Below are 25,894 nucleotides of genomic sequence, written 5' to 3' on the forward strand. Positions count from 1 at the left end.
ATGCTAAAACTTTCTAAAAATAAGGGATTTTACTCTTGAGAAAGGAAATCGATGTCTTCTAAAAGGCGTTTTATATCTTCTTTATTTGTTCCGTCATAAAAACCTCGAACGCGGCGTTTTTGATCGACTAAAACAAAATTCTCCGTATGAACCATATCGTAAAGCTGATCTGGTCGTCCCATTTTTACTGCCAAATATGATTTTCTGGCCATTTTGTAGATTTCTTTTTTATCTCCCGTAACCAAATTCCATTTGCTATCTACAACGCCATATTTAATGGCATATGCTTTTAAAACAGAAACGCTGTCTACTTCAGGAAAAACGGTATGGGAAAGCAACATTACTTTCGGATTATTTAAAACCGCTTTTTGAACATCAACTAAATTGGTTGACATTTTTGGGCATATTGATCCGCAGGTTGTAAAGAAAAAATCGGCAACATAGATTTTTCCTTCGTAATTTTTTTGTGTAATCGTATCGCCATTTTGATTTACAAAAGAAAAATCGGCAATCGTGTGGTATTTGCTTTTATATTGAATAGTACTATCAACTAATTCAGGATTTACATCTGCTGGATTGTAAATAGGAAGTGTCTTTTTTGGTTTTAATGCAGAATAAAACAGAGATATCGTAACAACCGAAAATACTATTAAAACAATAAAGAATTTACGGTACTTGTATAAAAGCGATTTCATAAAAATAATTTGGCGCAAAAATACAAAAAGCAGATTTTAAAAACTTTACTGTCTTATTTTTTTAACAGCCTTTTGTAACATTTACAACATTTAGCTGTCTAATAAAATAGTTTTAAAACTCTAATTGTGAAATTTGAACGCCATTTGGGCTTTTCAGTTAGAATTTTAACATAATTTTCAAGATAATAACAATATGTTTGTATTTTCCCTTAAACACTAAATTTTTATGAAAAAACAATTTGCTAAACCTGTGTTTGGTGTTTTATCTGCAATGTTTTCGTTGACAGCAGTTCAGGCACAAAACGCTCCAAAAGAGCCAGGTATCAATGTATCTTATATGGATACGAAAGTAAAACCAAGTGAGGACTTTTTTAAATATGTAAACGGAACTTGGTTGGATAAAACTGAAATTCCTAGCGACAGAACAACTTGGGGAAGTTTTAATGAACTGATCAAAAGAACAGATAAAGATGTAATGGCAGTTTTAAAAGAAGCTTCCAAAAATCCAAAATACAAATCGAATACAGATCAGGGAAAAGCGGTTAATTTATTCAATACTTATTTAGATTCTGTTGGAAGAAATAAAAGAGGAATTGAGCCTCTAAAACCGTATTTGAAAAAAATCGATGCTATCAAAAATGTTGCTGATGTTCAGAAATATTTAGTAGAAATGGAAAAAGAAGGCGGTTCTGGATTTTTCGGAATTTACATTGGTGCTGATGATAAAAACAGTTCTAAAAATTCTGTAAACCTTGCGCCAAGCAGTCTTGGACTTTCAGATAAAGATTATTACATCTCTGATGATAAGGATTCTAAAGAAAAACGTGCTAAATATGAATTACACGTAGCAAGAATGCTTCAGTTTATTGGAGAATCTCCTGAAAAAGCAAAACAAAGTGCTGCTTCAATTTTAGCTTTAGAAACAGAATTATCTAAACCAAGATTAAACAGAGTAGAAAGGAGAGACAGCCGTTTGCAATACAATCCGATGACAGTTGCTGATATTCAGAAATTGACTCCGGCAATTAAATGGAATGAATATTTTGCAGGTTTAGGAATTACGAAATTAGATACTGTAATTGTTTCTGAGCCTAAATACATGACTGCGCTTGAAACTGTTTTTAAAGAAAACAAAGTTGAGCAATGGAAAGAATATCTAAAATGGGATCTTTTAAACGGCGCTGCGAGCAAATTGACAACACAAATTGATCAAGCTAATTTTGATTTTTACAGCAAAACATTAAGAGGTGCAATTAAACAGCTTCCTGCTGAAGAAAGAGCATTAAATGTGGTTAACGGAACAGTTGGTGAAGCTTTAGGAAAACTTTATGTTGAGAAAGTTTTTCCTGCTGAAGCAAAAACTAAGGCTGTTGACATGATTCATAATGTAATTACGGCATACCAAAACCGTATTAACAATTTAAGCTGGATGTCTAAAGACACAAAAGCAAAAGCTATTGAAAAGCTAAATAAAATTACGATCAAAGTGGGATATCCTGATAAATGGAAAGACTATTCGGCTCTTGAGATTAAAAGTGTTGCAGAAGGTGGAAGCTATTTTGAAAATACTAAAAACTTAGCAAAATGGAACTTTAAGAAAAGCGTGGATAAATTGCCTAAACCAGTTGATAAAACAGAATGGCATATGTCTCCTCAAACGGTAAACGCTTATTACAATCCGTCTTACAACGAAATTGTATTTCCAGCTGCAATCTTACAACCGCCTTTCTACAATTACCAAGCTGACGAAGCGGTTAATTATGGTGGAATCGGAGCCGTAATCGGGCACGAAATCTCTCACGGTTTTGACGATTCTGGAGCGCGTTACAATGCAGACGGAAATTTAGTTGACTGGTGGACAGAAGAAGACTTAAAACAATTTACAGCTTTAGGAACTGCTTTAGCAAATCAATACAGTGCACTTGAGCCATTGCCAGGAGTACACGTTGACGGTAATTTTACTTTAGGTGAAAACATCGGAGATTTAGGTGGAATTAATGCTGCTTACGACGGTCTGCAATTATACTTGAAAGAAAAAGGAAATCCAGGTTTAATCGACGGATTTACGCCAGAACAGCGTTTCTTTATTTCTTGGGCAACGGTTTGGAGAACCAAAACTAGAGATGAAGCAATCAAAAATCAAGTAAAAACAGATCCTCACTCTCCAGGAATGTACAGAGCTTATGTGCCAATTCAAAATGTTGATGCTTTTTACAATGCTTTCAATATTAAAAAAGGTGATAAAATGTATGTTGAACCAGACAAACGAGTTAAAATCTGGTAATCAAAATATAAAATATAAAAACGACGCTAAATAAGCGTCGTTTTTTGATTCATCTAAAAACAGAAAAATACGTTAGATATATTTTTAGATTAATTATTCGAAAATTTTAACATAGAGTTAGAAATAATAACAATATGTTTGTAAATATACTAAAACACTAAATAAAAATGATTAAAAAGCTTTCTAAACCTATGTTTTGTGTGGTTTCTGCAATGTTATCGTTAACAGCAGTACAGGCGCAAAATGCAAAGCCAAAGGAACCAGGAATTAATGTTTCTAACATGGATCCTAAAGTTAGTGCTAGCCAAGATTTTTTCCGTTATGTAAACGGTGCCTGGTTAGATAAAACAGAAATTCCAAGTGATCGTAATTCTTGGGGAAGTTTCAATGAACTTCGTCAAAAAACAGATAACGACGCACTTGCTATTTTAAAAGCCGCTTCTAAAGATCCGAAGTATAAATCTAACACAGATCAGGGTAAAGCAATTGCTTTATTCAATACTATTTTAGATACTGTTGGAAGAAACAAAAGAGGAGTTACACCGCTTCAGCCTTATTTGAAGAAAATCGACGCTATTAAAAATGTTGCAGATCTTCAGAATTATATCACTGAAATGCAACTTGCAGGCGGCTCTGGTTTTTTTGGAGTTTACGTTGGAGCTGATGCTAAAAACAGTAATAAAAATTCGGTAACATTAAGTCCAGGTGGTTTAGGATTATCTGATAAAGATTACTACAATTCAGACGACAAAGATTCTAAAGAAAAACGTGAGAAATATGAAGTACACGTTGCTAGAATGTTACAATACATTGGAGAATCTCCAGCAAAAGCAAAAGAAAGTGCAAAACAAATTTTAGCTTTAGAAGTTGAAATGTCTTCACCACGATTAGATCGTGTAGAAAGAAGAGACAGAAGAAAACAATACAATCCAACAGCTGTTGCAGATTTGAAAAAGAATACGCCTTCTATTCAATGGGAGAAATATTTCGCAGGAATCGGAATGGCAAAATTAGATACTGTAAACGTTGCACAGCCTCGCTACATGATCGCTTTAGAAAAAACGTTTACAGAAAAGAAAGTAGAAGCTTGGAAAGAATATTTGAAATGGTCGTTGCTTAACAAAACGGCTTCAACTTTAACGACAGATATTGAAAATGCAAACTTCGATTTTTACGGAAAAACCTTAACAGGAGCTTTAAAACAGCGTCCGCGTGAAGAAGTTGCATTACAAGTAATCAACGGAGCAACAGGAGAAGCTTTAGGGAAATTATATGTAGAAAAACTATTTCCAGCTGAAGCGAAAGAAAAAGCGAAAGATATGATTGCTAATGTAATGTTAGCTTATGAAAACAGAATCAACGCTTTGCCTTGGATGTCAAAAGAGACTAAAGTAAAAGCAATTGAGAAGCTAAAAAAATTGACCGTTAAGATTGGTTATCCGGATAAATGGAAAGATTATTCTAAACTAGAACTTAAAAATGTAAATGAAGGCGGAACTTATTTTGATAACATGAAAAATTTATCAAAATGGGCTTATTCTGAAAACTTAGCAAAACTAGGAAAACCAGTTGATAAAACAGAGTGGGGAATGTCTCCGCAAACGGTTAACGCTTATTTTAATCCTTCATACAACGAAATTGTATTCCCAGCAGCAATTTTACAACCGCCTTTCTATAATTATCAAGCTGACGAAGCGGTAAATTATGGTGGTATTGGAGCTGTAATCGGACACGAAATCTCTCACGGTTTTGATGATTCTGGAGCTCGTTACAATGCTGACGGAAATTTAGTTGATTGGTGGACACCAGAAGACTTAAAACAATTTACAGCTCTTGGAGGACAGTTGGCTGCGCAATACAGCGCTTTAGAACCGCTTCCTGGAATCTTTGTAGATGGTAAATTTACATTAGGAGAAAACATTGGAGATTTAGGCGGAACTAATGCTGCTTATGACGGTTTACAGTTGTATTTGAAAAAACACGGAAATCCAGGTTTAATCGACGGATTTACTCCAGAGCAGCGTTTCTTTATTTCTTGGGCAACGGTTTGGAGAACAAAATCTCGTGATGAAGCTATTAAAAGTCAAGTTAAAACAGATCCGCACTCTCCAGGAATGTACAGAGCGGTTGTGCCAATTAAAAACTTAGACTCTTTTTACGAAGCTTTCGGAATCAAAAAAGGAGATCCTATGTATTTAGAACCTGAAAAAAGGGTTAAAATCTGGTAATTTTTTTATTGTATAATATAAAAAGGGCAGTTTCAATTTTGAGACAGCCCTTTTTTTCTGCAATATTAATCTGTTCCGTAGGAACATCTGGTCGGTAGAAAAATTTATAATATTTGATGTTTTACGTTCCGTAGGAACGTTTGATTGTGGTTTTGTATTTTAACGATATGATTATCAAACGTTCCTACGGAACGTAAATACGGCTTGTCAACATTTTTTCTACCGACGAAACATTCCTACGGAATGATATTTAGATATGAAAAATGAAAAACGAGAATATATTAATTACAACAAAAAGTGCTATCTCAATTTTGAGATAGCACTTTTAATATTTATAAAAAAACAATAATTATTTTAAATGACTATAAATGTAAGTTTCAATAGCTTTCAGTTCTCCATCAGACATTGCCTGAGTGATTGCAAAATTGGTTTTCATAACCTCAAACTGACTCGGATCGACAATTGGTTCAGCATTTCCTTTTAAGAAATTAACCATATTACCATTTTTATCTTTATAGATTTGGGCAATTTCTTTAATGCTTGGTCCAATCACTTTTTGATCTGGCTGATGGCATGCAAAGCAATTTCCTGTTCCTTCAAAAAGTTGTTTTCCTAATTCTTCTGGTGTTTTGGCTTTCGCCGATTCTCCTTCAGAATATGTTTCGTTTGTCTGATCTGTTTTTTCAGAACCCTCTTTTTTACAAGAGGCAAAAGCTAAAACAGCAGCTAAAAATACTGCTTTATTCATATTTTAATTATTATTTCATTGCTTCAAATTTGTAGCCATTGTAAAGTAATTTTGCTACAATTTGTTTTTCAAGTAAATCTTTATCTCCTTTAGAAAAAGAAAGATTAATTTTTTCTGTATCAGTAAGAGTTCCTTTTAAAGGGAAATATTTATTGTCGGCAGTAATTATTTCGTCTTTAATGTTTTTACCCGTTTTCGGATTAGCATAACCTGTTTTAGTAGCATACCAACCACCAATTTCTCTAACTCTTGTTTGTTCTCTGTTGTTATTATCAACTTCAGTGTAGATTGAGTTTACCTTGTAAACTAAACTAGGAGGCCAATTTGCCATGAAAGTAATATTTTGTTTTACCACATCACCGATTTTTACATAATCTTGAACCATTCCGTTTTCCTTTAAAACTTCTTGTTTTTGGTAAATGATTCCGTCTGTAACTTTTATACGTAAAGCAGCCATAGCATCCATTTCAGTTTTTATCTGATCATTCGTTTTTTGATTGGCATCTGCAATTACTTTTTGAATATCAGTTGGCGTTCCATTTATGAATTCCAAAACACCTTTTTCATCAATTCCTGCCGAACTGATAAATTTGTATTTGTCATTGCAAACGCTGGCAACAATCGTTTTCTGAAAACTTAAACCTTGATCTTTACCATAATCAGCTACTTCATTTGTTTTACCGTTACTTAAATCAGTAAGAACTGACCAATAGAATGTTGATCCGTCTGCCATTAAAGCACTTTTTCTTTCTATAGAAAAGATCGGTCTGTTGTCTAAAGACAAGATTTTGTAATTTACTTTTACTTTGTCCAGAATGGCAACCTCAGTTCCATCAATGCTAATTTTGTCTTTTTTAAATTTAATTTCTTGTGCTACAGAGCTTAAGCCAGCAGCCATCATAACAGTAAGTAATAGATTTTTCATATATTATAGTTTAGATTTGTTGCGCTAAAATATATGTTTTTTTTGTAATTAATTACTTATTTAAAAATATTGCCGCTTCTTTCGCAAAATAAGTTGTTATGATACTTGCACCTGCACGTTTAATGCAATATAATTGCTCTATCATGATTTTGTCGTGATCCAGCCATCCGCGTTCTGCGGCCGCTTTTACCATGGCATATTCGCCAGAAACTTGGTAAACAGAAACAGGAACATGCACTTTGTCTTTAATTTCGCGAACAATATCCAAATATGCAATTCCTGGTTTTACCATTACAATATCTGCACCTTCTTCAACATCTAATAAAGCTTCGCGAATTCCTTCAATTCGATTAGCATAATCCATTTGATATGTCTTTTTGTCTTTTGGAATATCTTGAGAATCAACTGGTGCAGAATCCAAAGCATCGCGGAAAGGACCGTAAAAAGCAGAAGCATATTTAGCGCTGTAACTCATAATTCCAACATTATGATGTCCGTTTTCTTCCAATGCTTGTCTGATTTTCAGAACTCTTCCGTCCATCATATCGCTTGGAGCAACGAAATCAGCACCAGCTTCAGCATGGCTTAAACTCATTCTTGTTAGAGCATCAACAGTTGCATCGTTCAATAATTGACCATTTTCGATGATTCCGTCGTGGCCGTAAATTGAATATGGATCTAAAGCAACGTCTGGCATTACAATCATTTCCGGAACAGCGTCTTTTATAGCGCGGATAGTTTGTTGCATTAAACCATCTTTATTCCAAGCTTCAGTTCCTTTGTTGTCTTTTAAATTTTCCGATACTTTTACATAAATATTCACCGCTCTGATTCCTAAATCCCAAGCTTCTTTTACTTCTTTGATTGTGTTGTCTAAAGAATGACGGTAGATTCCAGGCATCGAAGGAATAGCCGATTTTACATCTTTTCCTTCTGCAACAAACATTGGAAGCATAAAATCTTGTGGACTCAAACTGGTTTCGCGAACTAAAGAACGAATAGATTCATTGGTTCTCAAACGGCGATTTCTTTGTAATGGAAACATATAGATTTAAATTTAGATTTTAGATTTTAGAATGATTAATTCTTGTCTCTAAAATGAAGTTTTGTTTTTTCTTTTTTGAAGTTTTATTACTTTTTTATAAGTGGTGCAAAGTTATAGAAAAAGGAACAAAATAAGGCGTTTAGGGTATTGTAGAATGAGTTAATATTATCTAAAATTTTTTTATTTGAAGTAGATTTTTAAAGATTGTGAAAATCTTATTTTTAAATAAGCTTGAATATTACAAATGGAAAGATAAAAAGCCCAAAAAAATTATTTGTGGGCTTTTTAATTTTATCAAAAAACAAGTTTTTACGAAATCGAAGCGTCATAAATTTCTTGAATAGATTTCCCAATTTGATTATTAAAATCAGCATCTGACTGGTCTGCAGTTAATCCTTCAGATAATGCTCTTGAAAAGCTAGCAATTAATCCGTGGTTTTCTGCGAGTTTTTCATTGGCTTCTTCTCTAGAATATCCTCCAGAAAGCGCCACTACGCGTACCACATGAGAATCGGACATCAAATCGCTATAAAAATTTGGCAACGTTGGAATAGAAAGTTTCAGCATCACTTTTACATCTTTATCCAATAAATCAAGCTGTTTTTTGATTTCTTCCTTTAAAATTTCTTCTGATTTTTCTTTATCAGAACTGTAAATATCAATTTCAGGCTCAATAATCGGAATTAGTCCTTTGTCGAAAATTTGTTTGCCAACTTCAAACTGCTGTTTTACTATTTCTCGAATTCCTTCTGGATTGGCTTCTTTTATTACAGAACGCATTTTGGTTCCAAAGATATTTCGTTCTACAGCTCGATCTAATAATTCATTTAGATTTGAAATGGGTTTCATTAATTGAACTCCGTTTGCAAGTTCAGCAAGACCTTTGTCTACTTTTAGAAACGGAATAATATGCTTTTTCTCCCATAAATAATCAGCAGTCCATTGTCCGTCAATTTTACGATCCATTGTGTTTTCAAACAAAATGGCACCTAAAATATGTGTGCTGTCAAAAGAAGGACTTTTAATAATTCGAGTTCTCATTTCATGCACAATCGTATACATTTCTTCTTCGTTCGAATATTGATTTTCTTGTACACCATATTGTAGTAATGCTTTTGGTGTACTTCCGCCGCTTTGGTCTAGTGCCGCAATAAAACCTTTTCCAGAATGCATGAGATTTAACTGCTCTTTGTTCACATTTGCCATAATAATGAATTTTAGTTTTGTAAATCCATGTAATTTAAGCAATTTTTACAACTTATTGATTATGAGATTGTAGATTTATTAAAGTCCGATTTTCTCATTTACTTTGTCATAAACTTCTTTTACCTTTTTGGGAGGATCAAATCGATAACCCGCAGAAAGTTTTAAGGTTGCGATATGATCATTTAATCTTGGATCAACTTTATCGTCTTGAGCAAAACTAATGGTATTTAAAGTCGCAAAAACGAAAAAACGGTCTTTGTTGTAAGCTAATTTTAAATTGAAATCGGCTTGATAGAGTGCCGAAGTTTCTTTGTCAATAACATTTAAGCCAGCACCTAAAGCCAGTCCTGCTCCAATTAAAACACGGTCACTAATTACAAAATTATAGAAATAAGAAGGAGCGAGCGTAAACACATAAATATCTCCAGGCGACGAATCTTTTGTATTTACATCCAAATTCGTGTAATAAAATGAGAAGGTCGGAATAAAACTTCCAGAACTTTTTGTCTGCCATTCGTTTTGACTTACCAGCGTTTTAAAAGAAAATTTATCATTAAAAACGTAAGCTGTTGATCCGCCGATTTTCATAGTCCGCATATCGGGTAGCTGTGCCGTAAAACTATCTTCGCTGATATAAAAGCCTTTTTGATTGATGAAGGTGAACGACTGCATCCATTTTTTGAAATAAAAACGGGTGTTGAAATTAAAATGTTTAGAATGCGAATCACCTTTATTCTGACTCAGAAATTTGGGAGCAAAACCAATACCGACATCAATGATTTTATAATTTAAGTTGAAACCAATCTGCTCTCTTCGATTTGGAATCAAATTGAAATACATTTTTGGATCTGTATTATCCGAAGCAATCTGAAAACTATTGGAAGTGTCTAAATAATAAATACTTGCCGTAATTTTATCATTATAAGATTTAAAATACGGATTTCGTAGAGAATCGTTTTGGGCGAAACATCCAAAAATGCTGGTGAAGAATGTGATATAAATTTTTTTTAAACACATAGAAACATAGGTTTTAGATAATTTGAAAAAGACATTTCACTCAAAATAAATCACATAGAAGTATGTGAAAAAATCATGATTTTCTAAAATCAGCTCTAAGATAGGTCATTAAATCTATGTTTCTATGTGTTAAATAAAATTTTAATCATTTATAATTAAACCCAATCAATCGGATTTTGCAATACATTTATCAATTTTTCCTCTTCACTTCCCGTTTCTGGATGATGATCATAAACCCATTGCACATGTGGAGGCAAACTCATTAAAATGCTTTCAATTCTTCCGTTGGTTTTTAAGCCGAATAAAGTTCCTTTATCATGAACCAAATTAAATTCAACATAGCGACCACGACGGATTTCCTGCCAATTTCTGTTTTCTGGAGTATATTCTAGATTTTTTCTTCTTTCCACAATCGGAACATAAGCTTCAAGGAAACTATTTCCGACTTCAGTTACAAAATTATACCAGTTTTCCATTGACATTTGCTCATTTGCTTTGCAATAATCAAAGAATAAACCGCCAAGTCCACGAGCTTCATTTCTGTGTGCATTCCAGAAATACGAATCACATTGTTTTTTATATTTCGGATAAAACTCTGGATTGTGTTTGTCGCAAGCCGTTTTACAAGTTTGATGAAAGTGTTTTGCATCTTCTTCAAACAAATAATAAGGCGTTAAATCCTGTCCGCCGCCAAACCATTGTTCGATTACTTTTCCAGATTCGTCATACATTTCAAAATAACGCCAATTAGCATGAACAGTCGGAACCATTGGATTTTTCGGATGAATAACCAAGCTTAATCCGCAGGCAAAGAAATCGGCTTCACCAACATTAAACATTTTTTGCATCGTTTCAGGCAATTTTCCGTGAACAGCAGAAATGTTTACGCCGCCTTTTTCAAAAACTGCTCCGTTTTCAATAACGCGAGTTCTACCGCCACCGCCTTCCGGACGTTTCCAAAGATCTTCACGGAATTTTGCCGTTCCGTCAACAGCTTCTAATCCTGCACAGATCTGGTCTTGTAAATTTTGTATGTAGGCGTAAAATTGGTCTTTCATTGTAATTATTTTTTGGCTTTCGCCGAAGCAATTTTCGAATTTATTCCGAAAGAAAAAACCTTGCTTTCTTGCTGAATATATTGATAAATAGCCAAAGCTTTATCTTCAAAATTGTAGTTTTCTTCTTTTGAGAATTCGATTAAAATATCTCCAAATTGCTCTAAATGTTCCCAATCAAAATGAAGTCGCATTAATAATGTGATTAAATCTTGATTTGAATAATTGACTAAAGTTTCAACATTTAATCCAAATTCTTTTAATTGACTTTCAATATCTGATTTTTGTAAATGACTCAACGGATAAGGAACGAAAATAAGGGTTCGTAACGTTTTGAGAACGTTATCAATTCTAATTTTTTCTTCGTCTCTTAAACCTTTGTTGAGCATGTTTTTTTTAAGTTGGTAGTTGATGGTTTTTGGTTGATGGTTCTTGGCGTTTAACTATCAACCAAAAACCATCAACCATCAACTATTATTGCCCGTATTCCTTCACCGCGTCAATAAACGCTTTTGCGTGATCTACAGGGATATTTGGTAAAATTCCGTGACCTAAATTTACGATATATTTATCTTTTCCGAATTCGTCGATCATTTCGTGAACCATTTTCTTGATAGTCGGAATTGGAGAAAGCAATCTTGACGGATCAAAGTTTCCTTGTAAAGTAATGTTTCCGCCAGATAAATAACGAGCATTTCTTGCCGAACAAGTCCAATCTACTCCTAATGCAGAAGCACGGCTTTTACCCATATCACCAAGAGCAAACCAACATCCTTTTCCGAAAACAATAACAGGCGTAATATCTGCTAAAGCGTCAACGATCTGATTGATGTATTTCCATGAAAATTCCTGATAATCAACTGGAGAAAGCATTCCTCCCCAAGAATCAAAAATCTGAACGGCATTTACACCCGATTTTACTTTTTCTTTTAAGTATAAAATAGTCGTATCGGTGATTTTTTGTAATAAAGTATGCGCTGCAGCTGGGTTTGAAAAACAGAATCCTTTTGCAGTATCAAAACTTTTTGAACCTTTTCCTTCAACAGCATAACAGAAAATTGTCCAAGGCGAACCAGCGAAACCAATTAATGGCACTTCGTCGTTCAACATTTCTTTAGTCAATTTCACAGCGTCAAAAACGTAACCTAAAGTTTCATTTACATCTGGAACATACACTTTGTGAACATCTGCCAAAGAACGAATCGGATTTGGAATAATCGGACCTAAATTGTCTTTTAATTCTACGTGAATTCCCATAGCACGAGGCACTACCAAAATATCTGAGAATAAAATTGCAGCATCTGGAGCGATTCTTCTGATCGGCTGAACTGTAATTTCAGCAGCTAATTCTGGAGTTTCGCAACGCGTAAAGAAATCATATTTATCACGAAGTTCTCTAAATTCTGGTAAATATCTTCCTGCTTGACGCATCATCCATACCGGCGGACGCTGAACGGTTTCTCCTTTTAATGCTCTTAAAAATAGGTCGTTTTTTAACATTTTTTTCTTTGCTTTAGGCTTTAAGCTTTAGGCTTTAAGCGGTTTTTATTTTTTTGCTTTAGGCTTTAGGCCATCACATTGATTTTCTTTGCTTTTTTGCTTACGGCTTATAGCCTAAAGCGTATTGCTTACTTATATTCGTGAATTACATCTTCGATTACATCTTCAATTGTTGGCTGATCTGCGACGATGATGTTTTTTGTGATTTTTGATAGCGCTTCTGCAGTAGTGTCGCCAATACAGAAACAGATTTGTTTATTGATGATATTATGTTTCAAATAACTTTTAACTCCAGAAGGACTAAAAAACAAAATCGCTTCAGGATTTGCTTTTATTTTCTGCGGTTGAAGCGTCGTTTCGTAAACTTGAATTTCATTGAATTTAATTCCGTTTTCTTTTAAAGCTTCTGGCAAAGTGTCTCTTCTTAAATTTCCGCTGAAAAAAGTATAACTTTCATTTCCGTAAATCAAAGTGATAATTTCAGCTAAATCGGCGGCGTAACCTGTATAAGCAATAACATTAAAACCGTTTTCTTCTAAAAGATTTTTTGTTTTAAGTCCAACGCAGTAAACATTTTTGTTTTTTAATTCTTCTGATTTTGAATTAGATAAAACGCTGTGAACGGCATTTTGACTTGTAAAAATTAAACTTTCGTTGAGGTCTTTAAGTTCGAAAGGTTTGTTTTCTGTTTTAATAAAATCGGCTTCGATTACCTCGACGCCATATTTCATTAGCTCTTGTTTGTGAAGAGGAGATAATATTTTAGTAGATAGTATTTGAACTGGTTTTGCCATTATTTTTTTAGGGATTCTTTAATTTGCTGCATTAATTCCGTTCCGCCATTATTCAAAATCTCCTGAGCAGAGTTGAAACCTAATTTTTTCCATTCTGAAATATCAACTGTTTTGTTGATTTCCAGTTTTTGTTTTCCGTCGATAGAAAGCAGAACTCCTTGAAAATGTAAAGTGTCTTCATCTTCATTATAAGTAACCAAAGATCCAATTGGCGCAGTACATCCGCCTTCAAGTGTTCTCAAAAACTGACGTTCGATATAGGTACAAATTTCAGTTTCGATATCATTTAACTGAGAAAGCGCATCTAAAGTATAATTGTCATTTTCCATTGCTACAACAAGCATCGCTCCTTGCGCCGGTGCGGGAATCATCCAATCTAAATTGATGTAATTTTCAGGTTTTAAGTTAATACGCTCCAAACCTGCGGCAGCAAAAACAGCTCCGTCCCAATTATTGTCCTGCAGTTTCTGCATGCGCGTATTCACGTTTCCACGTAAATCAACCACAGTATGATTTGGGTATTTATTGAACCATTGCGCCTGACGACGTAAACTTCCTGTTGCAATAGTACTTGGATTTGTAAAATCAGGATTTCCTTTATGAACTAAAATATCCAAAACATTGGCTCTTGGTAAAACTGCCGCCTGAACAATTCCTTTTGGCAATGCAGTTGGAACATCTTTCATAGAATGCACGGCGATATCGCAATCGTCATTAATCATGGCAATATCTAAGGTTTTAGTAAAAATTCCAGTTATTCCAAGTTCATAAAGTGGCTTATCCAGAATAATATCGCCTTGAGATTTAACCGCAACAATTGAGGTTTTATAACCCAAATCGTTTAGTTTTTTCTCGACAGTGTGTGCTTGCCAAAGTGCTAATTCGCTATCGCGCGTTCCTATTCTGATTGTTTTTTCAGCCATGTTTTATTTTTTGAACCATATAAGTTATATAAGTAAATTTAAGTAGTTTGGGTAAAACATAGTTTAAATAATCTGATATAACTTTGTTTTTGAACCATGTAAGTCATATAAGTAAATTTAAGCAGTTTGTTATAAAACAGCATTTTATTAAATGAACTTATATGACTTATATGGTTTAAAATTTTATTTAAGATGCTTTTATTTTGAAGACTTTTTCGATCCATTCGATGCTTTCATCAACCATGGTATCGTCGTCTTTTAAATGATTAGCAAAATGAGTAGTGATTTTCTGGATAATTCGGTTACTGATAATTTCAGCTTGCTCTTCATTAAAATCGGCGATTTTTTTGCTTTGAAAATCCAATTCAGAAGCTTTAATCGCATTTAATTTGTCTTTTAAGGCATTGATTGTAGGTGCAAATTTTCTGCCTTTCATCCAAATAACAAATTCTTCTTTGATTTCTTCAATGATTGCTTCTGCAGCTGGAATATGTAATTTTCTGTTTTCCAAAGTTTCATCTGTCAATTGAGACAAATAATCCATGTGAATTAAAGTTACACCTTCTAATTCCTCAACGTTTTCATTCACGTTTTTTGGAATCGATAAATCCAGAATCAATAAAGGTTTTTTAAGATTTAAAATGGCTTTGTCAACCGTTGGGTTTTGTGCGCCAGTTGCAACAACTACAACATCGGCTTTTTGAAGTTCTAAATGTAATTCAGAATAATCTTTAACAATTAGATTTAGTTTTCCAGCCAATTTCTCCGCTTTATCTTTAGTTCTATTTATTAAAGTGATGTGCTCGTTTTTAGTATGTTTTACTAAATTTTCGCAAGTATTTCTTCCGATTTTACCAGTTCCAAAAAGTAAAATGTTTTTGTTGCTGATATCTTCAACATTCTTTAAAATATATTGTACAGAAGCAAAAGAAACCGAAGTTGCGCCAGAACTAATTTCTGTTTCTGTTTTAATTCTTTTACTTGCCTGAATCACTGCATTTACCAATCTTTCCATAAAAGCATTGGCTAAATTCATTGATTTTGAATGAATAAAAGAAGTTTTAATTTGAGATATAATTTCGAAATCACCTAAAATCTGACTGTCTAAACCAGTTCCTACGCGAAATAAGTGATTGATTGCTTCTTGATTTTTGTAAACGAAACCCACTTTCTGAAAAGCATCTACAGATCCGTTACTATTATCACAAATAAGTTTTATTAATTGAAATGGATGTTCAGCAAAACCGTAGATTTCGGTTCTGTTGCAAGTTGAAGTAACTATTAAACTTTCTATTCCATCGTTTTTAGCTTGCTCCAGCAATCGCGTTTTCGCAACGGCGTCCAAACTAAATTGACCTCTGACCTCAGCATCAGCTTTTTTGTAACTCAGACCAACTGAGTAAAAATAAAGGTGTTTCGGTACGTTATTGTTTTCCATAAATTCACTTTCATAAAAGTGCAACAAAATTATTACTATAGTGTTTATAAAAGTAACGCTAAAAGTACTTTTTATGTCGCTGTATGTTTTTTTGAACCTAAATAGGTGTTTTTGAGTAAAAAAGGCTACTTTTGTAGCAAAATCAACTCCTTTGAAGTGATTAGTTTAGAGTGATTCTAAATAACATTTTGAGTTTGTTTTGATTTTTGTTTCAAAAAAATATCGCTATGAGTTCTCAAGAAGTTATAAAAATTGAAGACGACTTTACGCTGATCCGTTTTCAAAATGATGGTTCTGAACCTTTCTACGCACAGTACGAAATAATCGGTACTGGCCTGATACAGTTTCACTTCGGGATAAAAGGAAACGCAAAATTTTTATTTAATCAAGGCAATTACGCTTTAGAATTGAAAGAAGAAAAATCGTTGCTTTTATACAATCCGCAGAAAGAATTACCGCTTAATTTAGAATTGGCTCCAAACTCGTGGGCGATTTCAGTAATTGTTTCCATCAAGAAATTTCACGCGTTGTTTTCTGCCGAAGCCGATTATATTACTTTTTTAAGCCCTGATAACAAGGATAAAAAGTATTATAACGAAGGAAACATCAGTCCGTCAATGGCAATTGTGCTGAGTCAGTTGTTTCATTATAACCTTCATCCGTCTATAAAAAACCTTTATTATAAGGGAAAAGGATACGAATTATTGAGTTTGTACTTTAATAGAACCGAAGATCCAAATGCAGAACAATGTCCGTTTTTGATTGACGAAGACAATGTTCTAAAAATCAGAAAAGCCAAAGAAATTGTAATTGCAAATATGGCCGAACCGCCAGGACTGCAAGAATTGGCAGATGAAATTGGTTTGAATGTGAAGAAACTCAAAATGGGTTTCAAACAGATTTATGGCGATACCGTTTATGGTTTTCTTTTCGATTACAAAATGGATTTTGCTAGAAAACTTTTAGACAGCGGTTCTTATAATGTAAACGAAGTTGGTTTGAAAATTGGCTATAGCACGGGAAGTCATTTTATTGCGGCATTCAAGAAAAAGTTTGCCACAACTCCAAAGAAGTATTTGATGTCGATTAATGCGAATGTTTAATCTGTTTGCCACGAATTTCACTAATTAGCACGAATTAAAAAATCTGCAAGATCTGCGTGAGAATTTTTTACAATATTGATTTTCGATATTCAACAATAATTAAAAAGTAATAATTATCATATTTCTAAAAAGCAGCAAGTTCTACTTTTGACGAAATTTTTAAAAACAAATAAAAGCTTAAAGCCTAATGCTTAAAGCCTAATGCAAAAAAACAATAATGAAAGGCGTATTATTAGTAAATCTTGGATCTCCAGAAAGTCCAACTCCAAAAGACGTAAAACCTTATTTAGATGAATTTTTAATGGATAAATACGTGATCGATGTTCCGTATTTATTGAGAGCATTATTAGTTCGCGGAATTATTTTAAGAAAAAGACCAGAAGAATCAGCACACGCTTACGCAAAAATCTGGTGGGAAGAAGGTTCACCGTTAGTTGTACTGTCAGAAAGAATGCAGAAAAAAGTACAGCCACTTGTAAACGTTCCAGTTTCTTTGGCAATGCGTTACGGAAGCATGACAATTGAAAAAGGACTTCAAGAATTGAGCGATAAAGGAGTTACAGATGTAATGCTTTTTCCTTTATATCCGCAATATGCAATGGCTTCGACTTTGACTATTTTAGTGAAAGCAGAAGAAATTCGCAAGAAGAAATTCCCGCACATGAAATTTACAGATGTTCCGGCATTTTACAATAAACCGGATTATATCAAGAATTTAGCAGATTCAATTCAAAAGCATTTAGTTGGATTTGATTATGATCATTTGTTGTTCTCTTATCACGGAATTCCAGAGCGTCATATTCGTAAAACCGATGTAACAAAATCGCATTGTAAAATTGACGGTTCATGTTGTAATACGCCTTCACCAGCGCACGAATTTTGTTATCGCCACCAATGTTACGAAACGACAAAACAAGTCATAAAATTATTAGGACTTCCAGAAGACAAATACAGTTTGACATTTCAATCGCGTTTGGCGGGAGATAAATGGTTAGAGCCTTATACCGATGTTGAAATTGACAACATGCCAGCAAAAGGAATCAAGAAATTAGCAGTTGTTACACCAGCTTTCGTTTCAGATTGTTTAGAAACTTTGGAAGAAATCGCGATGCGTGCCAAAGAAGATTTTGAAGCAAATGGAGGAGAAGAATTCTTGGCAATTCCATGTTTAAACGATGATGATGAATGGTGCCAAACGGTGAGTAACTGGATTAATGATTGGGCGAAATAATATTTGTTTCAGGTTTAAAGTTTCAAGTTTTTCTCAAAGTTGATTAACCTGAAACCTGAGACCTGAAACCTGAAACAAAATAATAATGGAATATTATAACTATTTAAAATCACTACACCTTATTTTTGTTATTACTTGGTTCGCAGGTTTGTTTTATATTGTGCGTTTGTTTGTGTATCAAATTGAGGCCAATGAAAAACCTTCGCCAGAAAAAGAAATTTTGCAGGCGCAATACAAAATAATGGCCTACCGTTTGTGGTATATTATTACATGGCCATCGGCGGTTTTGGCAAGTATTTTTGCTTTTTGGATGCTGTTTTTTACAGATGCTGGAAGCGTTTGGATTAAAATGCCGTGGATGCACGTAAAATTGTGTTTCGTTTTCCTTTTGTATTTATATCACGGAAAATGTCATCAAATATTCAAACAATTGCAAAATGATGAGGTAAAATATTCCAATAATTTTATGCGTTTATGGAATGAAGGCGCAACAATTATTTTATTTGCCGTTGTCTTTTTAGTAGTTTTAAAAAGTGCCATCAACTGGATTTTCGGCGTAATCGGAATCATTTTATTCTCGGTTTTAATTATGCTGGGATTTCGTTTTTACAAGCGTATACGAGAAAAAAAATAAAAAGAGTTTGCCGCTATTGCACTAATTAGCACGAATTTATTTTAAGCAATTATTGCCACAGATTAAAGGATTATGAGGATTAAAAAAAATCATTTAAATCCTTTTAATCTATGGCAAAAAAAGAATTAGTGTAAATTAGTGAAATTCGTGGAGAAAAAACAAAAACTATGTTTAACAACTTCAAAATGACAATGCTTTCACTTCGAACTAGGATTTTCCTATCGATGATTGTATTGATTGTTGTGGCATCTTTTTTATTGGCTTCGATTTCGATTATTCAGTTTAAGACTGAGGCCAAAGAATATCATCAGGAACGTTTAGAACGAAAAGAAAATGCGGTAAAAGAACACATTAACTACGTTCTTTCTACTACAACTTATCCGCTGAAAACGACAAATTTGGATTTAATTTTTAAAGATAAAATCCACGAATTAGCGCAGATTCATAAAATTGAAATTAATATTTACAGTCTAGATGGAAAGCTTCTAAAGTCATCTAAAGAATCTTTTGCAGTTGATAAAGCGCCGCCGCCAATTCCAGAATATATTTTGAAATTGGTTCGTTCTTCTATCGAAAAGCGTTTTGTGGATATTAAAACGATTGATGGAGTTAAAAACCGATCTTCCTACAGTTTAATAAAAGACGAAAAATTTAAACCACTTGGAATCCTGAATCTTCCTTATTTAGAAGACGACGGTTATTACGACAATGAGCTAAATACTTTCCTAATTCGGTTAAGTCAGGTTTATTCTTTTATGCTGATTGTGGCTTTTGCTTTAGCGTATTTCCTTTCGACTTATATCACAAAATCCTTAAAAACAATTTCAGACCGTTTGGAAGAAACCAATTTGGATCAGAAAAATGAGAAAATTGTTTTAGAGGCAAATAGTAAAGAAGTCAATTTCCTTATAAAAGCTTATAACGGAATGGTGGATAAACTCGAAACGAGCGCGATTAAATTAGCGCAAAGTGAACGAGAAGAGGCTTGGCGCGAAATGGCAAAACAAGTTGCTCACGAGATTAAAAATCCGCTTACGCCGATGCGTTTGACGGTTCAGAGTTTTCAACGAAAGTTTGATCCTTCAGCTCCAGACGTTAAACAGAAAATGAATGATTACTCCGAAACTTTGATTCAGCAAATTGATACGATGACGGCTGTTGCTTCGGCATTTTCGAACTTTGCTTCGATGCCGGCACAGCAAAATGAAACACTAAATGTGGTTGAGGTTGTCGAATTGGCTTTGGATATTTTCAACGAAGATTATATTGTTTTCGAAAAAGAAGAAGAAGAAATCATTTCCAAAATGGATCGTACGCAATTAATACGCGTTATTACCAATTTGGTTAAAAACGCTACTCAGGCAATTCCAGAAAGTCAGTTTCAGAAATCAATTATGGTTTCTGTAAAAAGACGAAATAACAATGTTGAAATTGCCGTAAAAGACAACGGAATCGGAATCCAGAAACAAGATATCGGCAGAATTTTCGAACCTAAATTTACAACTAAGACTAGCGGAATGGGACTTGGTTTAGGAATTATTAAAAACATTATCGAAAATTACAAAGGAACAATTACCTTTGAGTCAACTTACGGAAAAGGAACCACTTTTAGAGTTTCTTTACCTATCACCAACTCCTAAAAAAAGTGTCATGAACTACGAGAATCTTTTAATTGCAATTGAAGAAAATATCGCGACCATTACTATAAACAGACCGACAAAATTGAATGCTTTGAACAAAGCAACAATTAGCGATTTGAGTAAAGCGATCAAATTATTGGGTAAAAATGATGATGTCCGCGTTATTATTTTGACCGGAAGCGGCGAAAAAGCATTTGTTGCAGGAGCTGATATTTCTGAATTTGCCAATTATACTATTGTGGAAGGCGCTCAATTGGCTGCAGAAGGTCAAGAATCGCTTTTTGATTTTATTGAAGGACTTAAAAAACCAGTTATTGCCGCAATTAACGGTTTTGCTCTTGGCGGCGGATTAGAATTGGCAATGGCTTGTCATTTCAGAATTGCTTCTGATAATGCAAAAATGGGACTTCCAGAAGTAACTTTAGGATTGATTCCAGGTTATGGAGGAACACAACGTTTGCCACAATTAATTGGTAAAGGCCGTGCAATGGAATTGATTATGACCGCAGCAATGATTACCGCAGAACAAGCAAAAGATTACGGTTTGGTAAATCATGTTGTGCCTCAAGAAGAATTGCTTTCATTTACCAATGTAATTGCACAGAAAATCATTAAAAATGCTCCTTTCGCTATAGGAAAAGCAATAAAAGCAATCAATGCTAATTTTACAGACGGTAAAAATGGTTTTGATGTCGAAATAAAATCTTTCGGAAAATGTTTCGGAACCCAAGATTTTAAAGAAGGAACGACAGCATTTTTAGAAAAACGTAAAGCTGAATTTACAGGAAAATAAATTTTTTGATTAACCGCAAAGTTCGCTAAGAACTACGCTAGGTTCGCCAAGTTTTTTAAAATTCTTTGTGTTCTTTGCGTAAATCTTTGCGAACTTTGCGGTTAAATAAACATAACAATATGTCATACGAACCAATATTTGCCCTTTTTTGTGAACGAGTTAAAGAAAGTATTCAAAGCGGAACTTTCGCTAAATTAACTTTGGCCAAAACAATGGGCGATACAGAACTTAAAAATGTTTATTTTAGACTAGTTCTGAATGAAGATAATACATTCTCGATTTCATTAACTTTTCGATACAAAACAGAAGAAATTGAAAGCATTCACACTTTAGATGAAGCTTTATTGATTTTGGGTTCTCATATTAAAAAACCTTTTTTAACGGCACTTTTGTTTACAACAAACGATGATATTACTTTCAAAGTAAATAAAAAGAACGCAGGAAGTATTATCGAACAGCCGCCGACGTTTAAAAATGCTTCACCAGTTATGTTGGAAATGATTGAAAAAGGGATTGTTTAAAAAAAGCAAATTTAAATAACTAAAAATCGTAAAATGAAACAAATAATTACACTTCTTGCAGTTGCATTAATTTCTATAGCAACATCGGCTCAAACCAAAATGAAAGAATATAAAGCAGGACATACTTTTGATATAAGTATTCCCGATTATATGAATAAAACGGTTGGTTTAAACGAAGATTCTGCAATAGAATATCAAAGCGAAGTAAAAGAACTTTATGGTTTTGTTATTTATGATTTAAAAGAAGATTTGAAATTGGTTGAATTAAATTTCAATTCGGCAAAAGAGTTTTACGATGGTTTTATGAAAGACTTTTTAAAAGAGACGGAGAAAAAAACTATTTCAAATCCAATTTCGAAAACAGTTAATGGCATTAATTTTATAGAAGCAGATGTTGATGCTTTTGATAAAGAGGCCAACATGGAAATCTATTATTTAATCGGCGTAGTAGAAACTAAAAAAGCATTTTATAAAATTCTTTCTTGGTCAGGAAAAGAGAATAAAGATAAATTTAAAGGAGATTTTCAAAAAATTCTCTACAGTATAAAAGACTAAATAAAAAATCCCAAAACTCAAGTTTTGGGATTTTTTATTTAAACCAGCTTCACAAACAAGTTAGAAGCGATTTTATTCGAAATAGATAATTCTCTTTCGTTAACCTTAATTTTTACCGATAAATCGAAAGATTCTTTAGAAATAAACTCGATTTTAGAACCCAAAGCAATTCCTTGTTTATCTAGATATTTCAAAAATTCTGATGAAGTGTCTTTTACTCCAACGCAAACTCCAATTTGATTTTCTTCTAATTCAGATAAAAGCTGTTTTTCTATTTTAATAATTCGACCATTAGCATCCGGAATTGGATCGCCGTGCGGGTCTTCGGTCGGGTTTCCAAGAAAATCATCCAAACGGTTTATTAATTGTTCCGATTTAATGTGTTCCAATTGTTCTGCAATATCATGAACTTCATCCCAGCTGAAATTTAGTTTTTCAACCAAAAACACTTCCCATAAACGGTGTTTTCTAACAATCATTTTAGCAGCCAATTTCCCGTTTTCGGTCAACGATACACCTTGGTATTTTTTGTAATTAACCAAATCTTTTTCCGCCAGTTTTTTAAGCATATCCGTTACCGACGAAGCTTTCGTTTCCATTATTTCCGCAATAGCATTTGTGCTTACTTCCGTTTCTAAAGCAGCAGTTAAATGATATATCGATTTTAGATAGTTTTCTTCTGAAAAAGTCATTTCTTTTAAGGTTCAAAGTTACAAAGTTACAAAGGTTCATAGGGAAAACCTTTGTCCCTTTGTTCCTCTGAGCCTTTGTACCTTTTATTTAACAATCAACAAAGGTATCGAAATTTTATGTCTCAATTTGTCTACGGTTGTGCCGAAAAGAATATCTTTCAATCCAGTGTGGCCGTGGGTTCCCATAACTAAAATATCAAAATTTCCTTCGTTTATAATTTTCGGAATTACTTTGTTTGGTTTTCCAAATCCGAGTTCTGTTTTGATCTTGAATCCTTTATCGGAAAGCATTTCTTTATACTTCAATAATAATTTCTCATCAATAGTAGTTTCATGATCGTGTACATGAACCCCGTACATTAAAGCGCCAACAGTTTCTACAATATGAATAAGTGTATATTCAGTGTCAATACCACCCAATTCGAAAGCTTTATTCAAAGCTGCTTCGTCGGCATTTGAAAAATCTACAGAAACAGCAATGTTTTGAATGCTCTGACTTTCTTTTGGCGAAAACTTCAATTTAAGATTGTGAGGCGAATGATTGATGTTTTTGTTTTTTGCTTTTGCAATAAAAGGATTGAAAATAATGTAAAGCAATAAACCTAAAAAACCAAACGCCAAAGGAACTACAGTAAGCCAGAGAATCATCGGATGATCTGAATTTGCTAACCAAGAAGTGATTTCGTCATAAACCAATTTCGCATTTAGAGAAACAATGATAGCCGCAATAATCCAGGAAACAATCTGAGTGGTTTTGGAAATATGAAAACCTTTCATTTTCGATTTATCACTCACAAAATGAATCAAAGGAATAATAGCAAAGCCTAATTGTAAACTCAAAATTACCTGACTTAATATCAGAAGTTTTCCTGTTACGCTTTCTCCATAAATTAAAATCACGATTACGGCAGGAATAATAGCAATCAGACGCGTAATAATTCTACGAACCCAAGGTTGAATTCTAAAATGTAGATAACCTTCCATTACGATTTGCCCGGCAAGTGTTCCAGTTACGGTAGAACTTTGTCCAGCAGCAATTAGCGCAATTGCAAATAAAGCTGGCGCCCATTTTGTTCCCAGAAGCGGTTCTAAAAATTTGTGCGCATCCTGAATTTCAGCAACTTCAAACATTCCGTTTTTATGAAATGTGGCGGCAGCAAGAATTAAGATCGCGGCATTTACAAAAAATGCAAGATTTAACGCAATGGTAGAATCTATAAAGTTATATTTTAAAGCTTGTTTGATTCCGGCTGGAGTTCTATCAAATTTTCTCGTTTGCACTAAAGAAGAATGCAGATATAAATTATGAGGCATTACCGTTGCTCCAATAATCCCAATCGCAATATACAATGCCGCTGAGTTTGGAATAGAAGGAATAAGTCCAGCTAATACTTTATGCATTTCAGGTTCAGCAAAAATCATTTCAAAAATGAAAGAAAAGCCTATAATTGCCACCAAAGCAATAATAAAGGCTTCCATCTTGCGAATTCCTTTATTGATCAAGAAAAGCAGTAAAAAGGTGTCTAAAACGGTAATCAAAACCGCTTCGAGTAGAGGAATTCCAAAAAGAAGATTAATTCCAATTGCCATTCCGAGTACTTCTGCCAAATCGCAGGCGGCAATTGCAATTTCGGCTAAGAAATATAAAATATAGTTGATATATTTTGAGTACGTTTCTCTTGAAGCTTGTGCGAGATCTCGTTGCGTTACAATTCCGAGGCGGGCACTTAAGCTTTGTAAAAGCAAAGCCATCAAGTTACTCATTAATAAAACCCAAACCAAAGTGTATCCGAATTGGCTTCCGCCGGCAATATCTGTTGCCCAGTTTCCTGGATCCATGTAGCCAACACTTACTAAATATGCAGGGCCTAAGAAGGCTAAAATTTTTCTAAAACCTTTTTTTTTGTTGTCGGTAGAAACCGATTCATGGACTTCTTCTAAAGATTTAGTCATTGTAAAAGTATTGTTTTCACAAATATAGATAAAAATTATATTCGCGAAACAATATTTTTAGGCTAGTCTAAAAGTTAAATGTTAGAATTTAAACAATTCGGACACAAACCAGACAAAGTAAAATTGATTTCGTTTACTTTGTAATTATGAGGCATAATGTAACTTGGCTTTACATTTTCTAGACATGTAATTTCATGACAATTTTCACAGCTAAAATGAGCATGATTATGTATATGCACACGCTGATGCGAATGATGGCATTTGGCATATTTTACTGTTCCGTCAAGATTTGATATTTTATGTATAATATCTTCATTTATCAAACGATCCAAAATTCTGTAAATAGTAACGCGATCGCACAGATCATTTAATTGTTTCTGAATTTCTGTGTGAGATAAAGCGGTCTTAGATTTTTCTAGAACTTCTAAAACAGCTGTTTTTGCTGCGGTATTACGTGTAGTTTTCATTATTTACAGCGTTAAAAAATTAATGCAACAATGTTGCAATTGATAAAATTGTTTATATTTGCAACTTAATTGCAATAAGCAAATGTACACGAAATGAAGAAAATAACCACGTCCTTTTACGATATTTTAGGAATTTCAAGTGCGACCGTTTGTCTGGTTCACTGTTTGATTTTTCCGCTCTTAACGATCCTTCCTTTAGGATTAAGCCATAATCCGATTATAGATTTGCTGTTTGCTTCAGTAGGTTTATTTGCAATTCTCAAAATTATAAAAAAATCATCTCTTTTGGTCTCTTCCATTTTGATTGTTTCAATGGCTTTAATCTGGATGAGTATTTTGAGTGAATTGATATTCGAAATTCATCTCGATTTAATTTATTTTGGAGGTATCGGAATGATTATCGGACATTTAATTAATTATAAATTACATAAAAAACTAAATCATTAA

General features: G+C 33.6%; 25 protein-coding genes. 10 read left to right on the forward strand and 15 right to left on the reverse strand.

Translation table 11 applies throughout. The features are described from left to right. Positions 1-29: 29 nt before the first annotated feature. On the reverse strand, positions 30-695 hold the full coding sequence (locus P0R33_RS13025; RefSeq protein WP_276171622.1) for an SCO family protein: 666 nt from the start codon (positions 693-695) through the stop codon (positions 30-32). 226 nt (positions 696-921) lie between these two features. Between P0R33_RS13025 and P0R33_RS13030 the strand changes: the two genes are divergently transcribed. Beyond that, positions 922-2,979, forward strand: a complete 2,058-nt coding sequence (locus tag P0R33_RS13030; RefSeq protein WP_276171623.1) for a M13 family metallopeptidase — start codon at positions 922-924, stop codon at positions 2,977-2,979. 167 nt (positions 2,980-3,146) lie between these two features. Further along, positions 3,147-5,207 carry a M13 family metallopeptidase gene (locus P0R33_RS13035; RefSeq protein WP_276171624.1) on the forward strand — a complete coding sequence of 687 codons (2,061 nt, stop codon included), beginning with the start codon at positions 3,147-3,149 and terminating at the stop codon, positions 5,205-5,207. Between the two features lie 349 nt (positions 5,208-5,556). On the opposite strand, the gene P0R33_RS13040 is transcribed toward P0R33_RS13035, so the two are convergent. The 11 genes from P0R33_RS13040 to hemA all read right to left on the reverse strand — a co-directional run bounded on the left by P0R33_RS13040 (position 5,557) and on the right by hemA (position 15,858). Then, positions 5,557-5,955 carry a c-type cytochrome gene (locus P0R33_RS13040; protein ID WP_276171625.1) on the reverse strand — a complete coding sequence of 133 codons (399 nt, stop codon included), beginning with the start codon at positions 5,953-5,955 and terminating at the stop codon, positions 5,557-5,559. 10 nt (positions 5,956-5,965) lie between these two features. Then, entirely contained in the window at positions 5,966-6,880 is a 915-nt protein-coding gene (locus P0R33_RS13045; RefSeq protein ID WP_276171626.1) for a hypothetical protein, read from the reverse strand. Positions 6,881-6,932: 52 nt separating this feature from the next. Beyond that, positions 6,933-7,925 (reverse strand): porphobilinogen synthase, encoded by a 993-nt coding sequence (gene hemB, locus P0R33_RS13050; RefSeq protein ID WP_276171627.1) that lies wholly within the window; start codon positions 7,923-7,925, stop codon positions 6,933-6,935. 309 nt (positions 7,926-8,234) lie between these two features. After that, complete coding sequence (locus tag P0R33_RS13055; protein ID WP_276175657.1) at positions 8,235-9,122, reverse strand: fructose bisphosphate aldolase; 888 nt, start codon at positions 9,120-9,122, stop codon at positions 8,235-8,237. An 87-nt stretch (positions 9,123-9,209) separates the two neighbouring features. Then, positions 9,210-10,148 (reverse strand): DUF4421 family protein, encoded by a 939-nt coding sequence (locus P0R33_RS13060; protein ID WP_276171628.1) that lies wholly within the window; start codon positions 10,146-10,148, stop codon positions 9,210-9,212. A gap of 155 nt (positions 10,149-10,303) precedes the next feature. After that, positions 10,304-11,206, reverse strand: a complete 903-nt coding sequence (gene hemF, locus P0R33_RS13065; protein WP_276171629.1) for an oxygen-dependent coproporphyrinogen oxidase — start codon at positions 11,204-11,206, stop codon at positions 10,304-10,306. 5 nt (positions 11,207-11,211) lie between these two features. Continuing rightward, complete coding sequence (locus tag P0R33_RS13070) at positions 11,212-11,592, reverse strand: hypothetical protein (protein WP_276171630.1); 381 nt, start codon at positions 11,590-11,592, stop codon at positions 11,212-11,214. 85 nt (positions 11,593-11,677) lie between these two features. Further along, complete coding sequence (hemE, locus tag P0R33_RS13075; protein WP_276171631.1) at positions 11,678-12,703, reverse strand: uroporphyrinogen decarboxylase; 1,026 nt, start codon at positions 12,701-12,703, stop codon at positions 11,678-11,680. Between the two features lie 128 nt (positions 12,704-12,831). After that, on the reverse strand, positions 12,832-13,497 hold the full coding sequence (locus P0R33_RS13080) for a uroporphyrinogen-III synthase (protein WP_276171632.1): 666 nt from the start codon (positions 13,495-13,497) through the stop codon (positions 12,832-12,834). Continuing rightward, positions 13,497-14,420: a hydroxymethylbilane synthase gene (hemC, locus tag P0R33_RS13085; protein WP_276171633.1), complete on the reverse strand. Its 924-nt coding sequence runs from the start codon at positions 14,418-14,420 to the stop codon at positions 13,497-13,499. The genes P0R33_RS13080 and hemC overlap by 1 nt, the downstream gene beginning before the upstream one ends. 187 nt (positions 14,421-14,607) lie before the next feature. Next, entirely contained in the window at positions 14,608-15,858 is a 1,251-nt protein-coding gene (gene hemA / locus P0R33_RS13090; RefSeq protein WP_276171634.1) for a glutamyl-tRNA reductase, read from the reverse strand. A gap of 227 nt (positions 15,859-16,085) precedes the next feature. Between hemA and P0R33_RS13095 the strand changes: the two genes are divergently transcribed. The 7 genes from P0R33_RS13095 (at position 16,086) to P0R33_RS13125 (ending at position 22,335) form a co-directional block, all read left to right on the forward strand. Next, positions 16,086-16,961 carry an AraC family transcriptional regulator gene (locus P0R33_RS13095; RefSeq protein WP_276171635.1) on the forward strand — a complete coding sequence of 292 codons (876 nt, stop codon included), beginning with the start codon at positions 16,086-16,088 and terminating at the stop codon, positions 16,959-16,961. A 217-nt stretch (positions 16,962-17,178) separates the two neighbouring features. Further along, on the forward strand, positions 17,179-18,192 hold the full coding sequence (hemH, locus tag P0R33_RS13100; protein ID WP_276171636.1) for a ferrochelatase: 1,014 nt from the start codon (positions 17,179-17,181) through the stop codon (positions 18,190-18,192). An 85-nt stretch (positions 18,193-18,277) separates the two neighbouring features. Next, positions 18,278-18,826 (forward strand): CopD family protein, encoded by a 549-nt coding sequence (locus P0R33_RS13105; RefSeq protein WP_276171637.1) that lies wholly within the window; start codon positions 18,278-18,280, stop codon positions 18,824-18,826. A gap of 224 nt (positions 18,827-19,050) precedes the next feature. Further along, positions 19,051-20,466 (forward strand): HAMP domain-containing sensor histidine kinase, encoded by a 1,416-nt coding sequence (locus P0R33_RS13110; RefSeq protein ID WP_276175658.1) that lies wholly within the window; start codon positions 19,051-19,053, stop codon positions 20,464-20,466. Positions 20,467-20,476: 10 nt separating this feature from the next. Then, on the forward strand, positions 20,477-21,259 hold the full coding sequence (locus P0R33_RS13115) for an enoyl-CoA hydratase-related protein (protein ID WP_276171638.1): 783 nt from the start codon (positions 20,477-20,479) through the stop codon (positions 21,257-21,259). A 119-nt stretch (positions 21,260-21,378) separates the two neighbouring features. Next, entirely contained in the window at positions 21,379-21,780 is a 402-nt protein-coding gene (locus P0R33_RS13120; protein ID WP_276171639.1) for a hypothetical protein, read from the forward strand. Between the two features lie 33 nt (positions 21,781-21,813). Next, positions 21,814-22,335, forward strand: a complete 522-nt coding sequence (locus tag P0R33_RS13125) for a hypothetical protein (protein WP_276171640.1) — start codon at positions 21,814-21,816, stop codon at positions 22,333-22,335. A gap of 38 nt (positions 22,336-22,373) precedes the next feature. Here P0R33_RS13125 and P0R33_RS13130 read toward each other — a convergent pair whose 3' ends face one another. From P0R33_RS13130 to P0R33_RS13140, 3 genes are all read right to left on the reverse strand, one after another. Continuing rightward, positions 22,374-23,027: a metal-dependent transcriptional regulator gene (locus P0R33_RS13130; protein WP_276171641.1), complete on the reverse strand. Its 654-nt coding sequence runs from the start codon at positions 23,025-23,027 to the stop codon at positions 22,374-22,376. Positions 23,028-23,111: 84 nt separating this feature from the next. Continuing rightward, positions 23,112-24,980 carry an Nramp family divalent metal transporter gene (locus tag P0R33_RS13135; RefSeq protein WP_276171642.1) on the reverse strand — a complete coding sequence of 623 codons (1,869 nt, stop codon included), beginning with the start codon at positions 24,978-24,980 and terminating at the stop codon, positions 23,112-23,114. A gap of 74 nt (positions 24,981-25,054) precedes the next feature. Beyond that, positions 25,055-25,447 carry a transcriptional repressor gene (locus P0R33_RS13140; protein WP_276171643.1) on the reverse strand — a complete coding sequence of 131 codons (393 nt, stop codon included), beginning with the start codon at positions 25,445-25,447 and terminating at the stop codon, positions 25,055-25,057. A gap of 93 nt (positions 25,448-25,540) precedes the next feature. Here P0R33_RS13140 and P0R33_RS13145 point away from each other — a divergent pair, with 93 nt between their 5' ends. After that, positions 25,541-25,894: a MerC domain-containing protein gene (locus tag P0R33_RS13145; protein WP_276171644.1), complete on the forward strand. Its 354-nt coding sequence runs from the start codon at positions 25,541-25,543 to the stop codon at positions 25,892-25,894.

The organism is Flavobacterium sp. YJ01, from assembly GCF_029320955.1.
Classification (GTDB): domain Bacteria; phylum Bacteroidota; class Bacteroidia; order Flavobacteriales; family Flavobacteriaceae; genus Flavobacterium.

Coding starts and splice junctions, on each gene's coding strand:
- P0R33_RS13025 (WP_276171622.1), bottom strand. CDS start 695: ATGAAATCGCTTTTATACAAGTACCGTAAATTCTTTATTGTTTTAATA.
- P0R33_RS13030 (WP_276171623.1), top strand. CDS start 922: ATGAAAAAACAATTTGCTAAACCTGTGTTTGGTGTTTTATCTGCAATG.
- P0R33_RS13035 (WP_276171624.1), top strand. CDS start 3,147: ATGATTAAAAAGCTTTCTAAACCTATGTTTTGTGTGGTTTCTGCAATG.
- P0R33_RS13040 (WP_276171625.1), bottom strand. CDS start 5,955: ATGAATAAAGCAGTATTTTTAGCTGCTGTTTTAGCTTTTGCCTCTTGT.
- P0R33_RS13045 (WP_276171626.1), bottom strand. CDS start 6,880: ATGAAAAATCTATTACTTACTGTTATGATGGCTGCTGGCTTAAGCTCT.
- hemB (WP_276171627.1), bottom strand. CDS start 7,925: ATGTTTCCATTACAAAGAAATCGCCGTTTGAGAACCAATGAATCTATT.
- P0R33_RS13060 (WP_276171628.1), bottom strand. CDS start 10,148: ATGTGTTTAAAAAAAATTTATATCACATTCTTCACCAGCATTTTTGGA.
- hemF (WP_276171629.1), bottom strand. CDS start 11,206: ATGAAAGACCAATTTTACGCCTACATACAAAATTTACAAGACCAGATC.
- P0R33_RS13070 (WP_276171630.1), bottom strand. CDS start 11,592: ATGCTCAACAAAGGTTTAAGAGACGAAGAAAAAATTAGAATTGATAAC.
- hemE (WP_276171631.1), bottom strand. CDS start 12,703: ATGTTAAAAAACGACCTATTTTTAAGAGCATTAAAAGGAGAAACCGTT.
- P0R33_RS13080 (WP_276171632.1), bottom strand. CDS start 13,497: ATGGCAAAACCAGTTCAAATACTATCTACTAAAATATTATCTCCTCTT.
- hemC (WP_276171633.1), bottom strand. CDS start 14,420: ATGGCTGAAAAAACAATCAGAATAGGAACGCGCGATAGCGAATTAGCA.
- hemA (WP_276171634.1), bottom strand. CDS start 15,858: ATGGAAAACAATAACGTACCGAAACACCTTTATTTTTACTCAGTTGGT.
- P0R33_RS13095 (WP_276171635.1), top strand. CDS start 16,086: ATGAGTTCTCAAGAAGTTATAAAAATTGAAGACGACTTTACGCTGATC.
- hemH (WP_276171636.1), top strand. CDS start 17,179: ATGAAAGGCGTATTATTAGTAAATCTTGGATCTCCAGAAAGTCCAACT.
- P0R33_RS13105 (WP_276171637.1), top strand. CDS start 18,278: ATGGAATATTATAACTATTTAAAATCACTACACCTTATTTTTGTTATT.
- P0R33_RS13110 (WP_276175658.1), top strand. CDS start 19,051: ATGATTGTATTGATTGTTGTGGCATCTTTTTTATTGGCTTCGATTTCG.
- P0R33_RS13115 (WP_276171638.1), top strand. CDS start 20,477: ATGAACTACGAGAATCTTTTAATTGCAATTGAAGAAAATATCGCGACC.
- P0R33_RS13120 (WP_276171639.1), top strand. CDS start 21,379: ATGTCATACGAACCAATATTTGCCCTTTTTTGTGAACGAGTTAAAGAA.
- P0R33_RS13125 (WP_276171640.1), top strand. CDS start 21,814: ATGAAACAAATAATTACACTTCTTGCAGTTGCATTAATTTCTATAGCA.
- P0R33_RS13130 (WP_276171641.1), bottom strand. CDS start 23,027: ATGACTTTTTCAGAAGAAAACTATCTAAAATCGATATATCATTTAACT.
- P0R33_RS13135 (WP_276171642.1), bottom strand. CDS start 24,980: ATGACTAAATCTTTAGAAGAAGTCCATGAATCGGTTTCTACCGACAAC.
- P0R33_RS13140 (WP_276171643.1), bottom strand. CDS start 25,447: ATGAAAACTACACGTAATACCGCAGCAAAAACAGCTGTTTTAGAAGTT.
- P0R33_RS13145 (WP_276171644.1), top strand. CDS start 25,541: ATGAAGAAAATAACCACGTCCTTTTACGATATTTTAGGAATTTCAAGT.